Source organism: Klebsiella sp. 4_1_44FAA, from assembly GCF_000238715.1.
Lineage (GTDB): Bacteria > Pseudomonadota > Gammaproteobacteria > Enterobacterales > Enterobacteriaceae > Klebsiella > Klebsiella pneumoniae.
Window position 1 is genome coordinate 242,172 of record NZ_JH414805.1, and the last position, 4,418, is coordinate 246,589.

At 51.1% G+C, this 4,418-nt stretch carries 6 protein-coding genes and 4 pseudogenes; 2 read left to right on the forward strand and 8 right to left on the reverse strand.

Features of this window, described 5'->3' with window-relative positions:
• Together HMPREF1024_RS29320 and HMPREF1024_RS32115 are read left to right on the forward strand one after the other, a co-directional pair.
• Positions 1 to 262: pseudogene (locus HMPREF1024_RS29320) on the forward strand (transposase); the annotation flags it as partial.
• Positions 244 to 474 (forward strand): hypothetical protein, encoded by a 231-nt coding sequence (locus tag HMPREF1024_RS32115; RefSeq protein WP_323740344.1) that lies wholly within the window; start codon positions 244 to 246, stop codon positions 472 to 474. The pseudogene HMPREF1024_RS29320 and the gene HMPREF1024_RS32115, both read left to right, overlap by 19 nt.
• On the opposite strand, the gene HMPREF1024_RS29330 is transcribed toward HMPREF1024_RS32115, so the two are convergent.
• From HMPREF1024_RS29330 to HMPREF1024_RS04185, 8 genes and pseudogenes are all read right to left on the reverse strand, one after another.
• Positions 431 to 616, reverse strand: coding sequence for an AlpA family transcriptional regulator (locus HMPREF1024_RS29330; RefSeq protein ID WP_077251099.1), 186 nt, complete (start codon positions 614 to 616; stop codon positions 431 to 433). The genes HMPREF1024_RS32115 and HMPREF1024_RS29330 overlap by 44 nt on opposite strands.
• Before the next feature lie 94 nt (positions 617 to 710).
• Positions 711 to 1,007: pseudogene (locus tag HMPREF1024_RS31845) on the reverse strand (DUF550 domain-containing protein); the annotation flags it as partial.
• Positions 1,008 to 1,204: 197 nt separating this feature from the next.
• Positions 1,205 to 1,522, reverse strand: a complete 318-nt coding sequence (locus HMPREF1024_RS04205) for a hypothetical protein (RefSeq protein WP_009309607.1) — start codon at positions 1,520 to 1,522, stop codon at positions 1,205 to 1,207.
• Positions 1,523 to 2,158 (reverse strand): hypothetical protein, encoded by a 636-nt coding sequence (locus tag HMPREF1024_RS32120; RefSeq protein WP_009309608.1) that lies wholly within the window; start codon positions 2,156 to 2,158, stop codon positions 1,523 to 1,525. It lies immediately after the preceding gene.
• Positions 2,151 to 3,228, reverse strand: a pseudogene (locus HMPREF1024_RS04195) (DGQHR domain-containing protein). Before HMPREF1024_RS04195 ends, HMPREF1024_RS32120 begins: the two are co-directional and overlap by 8 nt.
• Entirely contained in the window at positions 3,225 to 4,013 is a 789-nt protein-coding gene (locus HMPREF1024_RS04190) for a ParB/RepB/Spo0J family partition protein (RefSeq protein ID WP_009309610.1), read from the reverse strand. Before HMPREF1024_RS04190 ends, HMPREF1024_RS04195 begins: the two are co-directional and overlap by 4 nt.
• Entirely contained in the window at positions 4,013 to 4,201 is a 189-nt protein-coding gene (locus HMPREF1024_RS32125) for a hypothetical protein (protein WP_323740345.1), read from the reverse strand. Before HMPREF1024_RS32125 ends, HMPREF1024_RS04190 begins: the two co-directional genes overlap by 1 nt.
• Positions 4,183 to 4,418, reverse strand: a pseudogene (locus HMPREF1024_RS04185) (transposase); the annotation flags it as partial. The gene HMPREF1024_RS32125 and the pseudogene HMPREF1024_RS04185, both read right to left, overlap by 19 nt.

The following is a 4,418-nucleotide window of genomic DNA, read 5'->3' on the forward strand; positions in this document are numbered from 1 at the left end:
TGATCGCCGAGCGTCCCGGCNGGGTAAAAACCTTGAAGCAGCATCCGCGCAAGACAAAACGGCCATCAACATCGAATACATGAAAGCCAGCATCCGTGCCAAGGTGGAGCACCCGTTTCGCATCATCAAGCGGCAGTTCGGCTTCGTGAAAGCCAGATACAGGGGGCTGCTGAAAAACGATAACCAACTGGCGATGTTATTCACCCTGGCCAACCTGTTTCGGGTGGACCAAATGATACGTCAGTGGGAGAGATCTCAGTAAAAACCGGAAATAACGCCAGAAATGGTGGAAAAAATAGCCTAAATAGGCTGATTCGATGTGTTTGCGGGAAAAAAATCGGCCCAGATCCGCGAAATTTTAATCAGCGAGTCAGCTTGGGAAGAAATGACCTGCTTATTCGCACCTTCCTTAAGCGTTGCACTCAGTTTACTACTGATTTTTATTTATCCCACCTTCATCTATCCAGCGGGTAACTGCCTTTCTACTGTAGCGAGTAGGGTATGTTAGAACTGGGTTCGGAAAACCATGATCTTTGCGTAAACGCCATACAGCTGTTTTTTTCTTTCCTAGTAATTCGAATACTTCTTTCTCTTCCATAAAGTCTGTAGAAGTCATAAGCACCTCATTCAAAATTACCGTTAAAAATACATGTTCCACACCCACCGCGAGCCCCTTCAGTACAAACATCACAGCGGTCTACTTTTTTACGAGGTTGTTCTTTGATGTGCAGCCTTGGTTCCCCGTCTTTTGGCTCCGGCCATGAACGCTGCTTGTTTACCGCCAGCTTATCGATCATCGCCTGGGTAATCTGATCATCAGTGATGCCAGCCCGGCGCTGAGCGTCCCACAGCAGGAACTGCATATCAGCCCATTCTGACAGGTCGCCGGGCTGTTCAGCGGCTTCCAGTGCTTCTTTGCTGAGGTGCTTCAGCGGACCTACCGGGCCGACAACTCCGAACGTAGCCTGTGACCACTTGGCGTGCTCGTTGCGTACCTTGTCTCTGTCCATTGAGGCCAGCGCCATGCGAGCCAGTTCCCTGACCACTTCAGGTGGCGCATATCGGTCGTTCAGGTCATCCCACAAATGAATCATCTTATCGGTGTCGTCTTTGTGAACTTCGTCGTTAGTGCCCGCCAATGCTGAAATAACTGCGTCGGCGGCATCAATGATTTGCTGTGTCCGCTCTCTGGTTAATTTGCTGGTCATTGGTTGGCTCCTTCGATAACAGGCATAAACGACAGGTCAGCAAAGAACTCACCAAACCCAAAGCAGACGGAATAGGCCAGGCGACCGTGATGCTTGTAGCCAGGATTGGTGATATCGGTAGTCGCATACGTCGCGGTGATTTCTGCCACGACTTCTTCAGGTTTTGATGGAGTCTCTACCCACGGGATACAAATAAGGTCAAAGTCACGCGCCATCGTTCCGTGAATAGCCATTGCGTAACCGTGCTTGCGGGCTATCTCCGCCAGTGCCGGGTAAAGTGCGCAGTACACAGGGGCAAAATTTGCAGGTTTCATCTACTCAGCCTCCACCTTGATGCCAGCGGCGGACGAGAACAACTCAAGCGCCAATCGCACTTGATGCTCAACTTCATCAGCTAATGGGGATTTGTAAGTATTCCTATAGTCCGGCAGCTTCACAGTGACGGTGCGGGATTCCAGGCCTTCAGCAGGCTTAGTGCTCCAGCCGTGCCACCACATGAAAGCGCAATAAGCGGCAACGTCGCGCGGATCACCTTTGGCGATATGCTGGTGAAAGTGCGCCTGGCATTGACTTGGCCACCCATCCTGTTTCCAGTCCGCGTCGTAGCCGTATTTTAGTTGGGCCTTGTACAGCTTCTCTGCCAGGGCAGTGCAGAAGTCGGTCACCAACTTCTGCGTATCCGGGTGAAGTCCTAATGGCATAACTGGCACCTGCTGCGCCTTCTCCAGCGCCTCTACCAGCGCATCAACGTAGCCAGCGGCACGGAGGGCAAACTCCGTGATTGAGAGCTCAGCGTCAGTTTCTTTCCCGTAGCTTTCGCACTCCGACACAACGGCAAAATAGTCAGAATCAATTTCGTTATCTGCCAGGTGGCGTAGCAGGTCGGCTGTCTGCTGCCCGTTTGCAATCAGCAACTCGTTCCGCTGCGCCAGTTCGGTGATATCAGTCATGGCTGGCCTCCTTACCACGACTAACAGACAAGTTTTTATTCACGATGGCATCCATCAGACGTGTTGCAGCCGCCTTTTGAACAGATACATTCGCAATGACCGTTGGCCTGGCTTTCTCACAGCTGGCACAAATTCCATCCCAAGATGAAATGAGGAAAAAATCTTCGCGCTCGGCAATGCCGGTATTCATTACCAGGTCCTCAATCATCAGCGTGACCCCGCGAACTCCCCGACCTTCGCTTAATCTCTGCACTGCGTAGCCGAAGGCGTTGATCATCACAGCATGGAACTGGATATACTCGCGTTTATATTCGGCCTGATTCGTACCGCGGCGAATATCATCTAAGCCTGTCAGCATAAGCCATGCATTCCATAATCCTTCAAGATCATCCTGCGAGCAGGAATCTGAAAATTTTGCGGTGGCATCACTAAGGGCCTTGAAGCTCACCCACTTATCGCTTTTAGCGGAAACGACGTTATGTTCAAAATCTGTTATTTCTGAAAAGACGTCGTGTGAACTTATAAAGCTGACCATCTCCTGCGCGTTCTTATCGCGCCCGTTATAGGCCATGTTGATAGCCGCAGACGGTTTCGAAACATTGTTGTTAATGTCCGAGAAAAACTGCTGCCGCGTTTTCAGTGGCAACTGGAGAGTAAGCATCATCGGCACATGGAGCGTCTCACCAATGGTGCGGCAATACTCCGCAATCCCTGCTGCGCGATGTTGACCATCAAACAATTTAATCTCTGCATCCATCGGAAAACGGGCCACCCCAACATTAGTGTTTCCGAACTCTTCGAATTCAACATACGAGTCGCAGTTACCTACAAGCGGCGGAATAATGAATGGTTCCTTGTTCTCGTATGCTTCAACGAGATACTGATAAAACTTTTTCGCCCTGGCGGGGTTCAGTTCTCGCTGAGATCGATCAAGGGTATCGCCGTAGTTATCGCTGGCGAGGACTCGCGTTAGTGTCCGCGCAGGTACTGTCAGCATCAGGACAATTGAATCCCCCCTGAGTTCCACGCGACGCCGGAAATTCAAAGAAATGATCGCCTATTTTGCTCATAATGATTCCTCCCCAAGCACCCAACGAAGTGCGCTTGCATACTCACCCTCGGCAGATTCCAGGGCTTTTGTGATTTCTTTGCGGGTTTTCAGGCGAGGCTTTGCATCACCGAGGATCTGTCGCTGGCGACGGGCTTTTTCATGGCCGGTAGTCCCAGCGGTCGCAGATTCAATCTCTTTAACTTTTTCCCGCTGCTCTTCCGGGGGAAGCGTGCCAAGCTGGCGGGCTTGGGTAACGGTTACTGTTCCAGATTCCACCGCTTCCCTGACGGCCTGAGTAGCATCGAGGAGAGACAGCGTTGCACGAACGGTCTGAACGCTGCAGCCAAACAACACCGCAATGTCGTCCTCATCGAGCCCGCGGTCGAGCTGGTCTGACATTTTTTTAGCACGGCCAAGCGGTGTATCAGGTCGGCGAATTTCGTTTTCGCTGACCATGTATTTAGCCATCTGATTTGCTGATCCGCGCTTAACGACCCCAGGAACAAGCAGGGGTTCTTTGCCCTCTTTCAAAAGAAGCTTATTTGCCTCCAGGGTATGCTTTACGCGCTGACGGCCAACAACTACGCAGGTAAGCCCTGATTCTGGGTCTTTCCAGACGATAATCGGCTCCAGTACACCCAGCTCCTTGATGTTAAGAACCATCCCTTCGTCGATAGGAAGGTGGACCCGTTCATCGTAAAGCGGGTGAGTTTTGTCGGTGACCAGATGCAGGCTTTCAGGTTCGAACGTTAAAACGTTCGTTTTGCCGCTGGCCCCGTATACAACCTTTGAATCTTTAGCCATCAGACAGCCTCCGCATTGCTGGGGAAGGTGCGAATAAGCAGGTCATTTCTTCCCAAGCTGACTCGCTGATTAAAATTTCGCGGATCTGGGCCGATTTTTTTCCCGCAAACACATCGAATCAGCCTATTTAGGCTATTTTTTCCACCATTTCTGGCGTTATTTCCGGTTTTTACTGAGATCTCTCCCACTGACGTATCATTTGGTCCACCCGAAACAGGTTGGCCAGGGTGAATAACATCGCCAGTTGGTTATCGTTTTTCAGCAGCCCCCTGTATCTGGCTTTCACGAAGCCGAACTGCCGCTTGATGATGCGAAACGGGTGCTCCACCTTGGCACGGATGCTGGCTTTCATGTATTCGATGTTGATGGTCCGTTTTGTTCTTGCGCGGATGCTGCTTCAGTTTT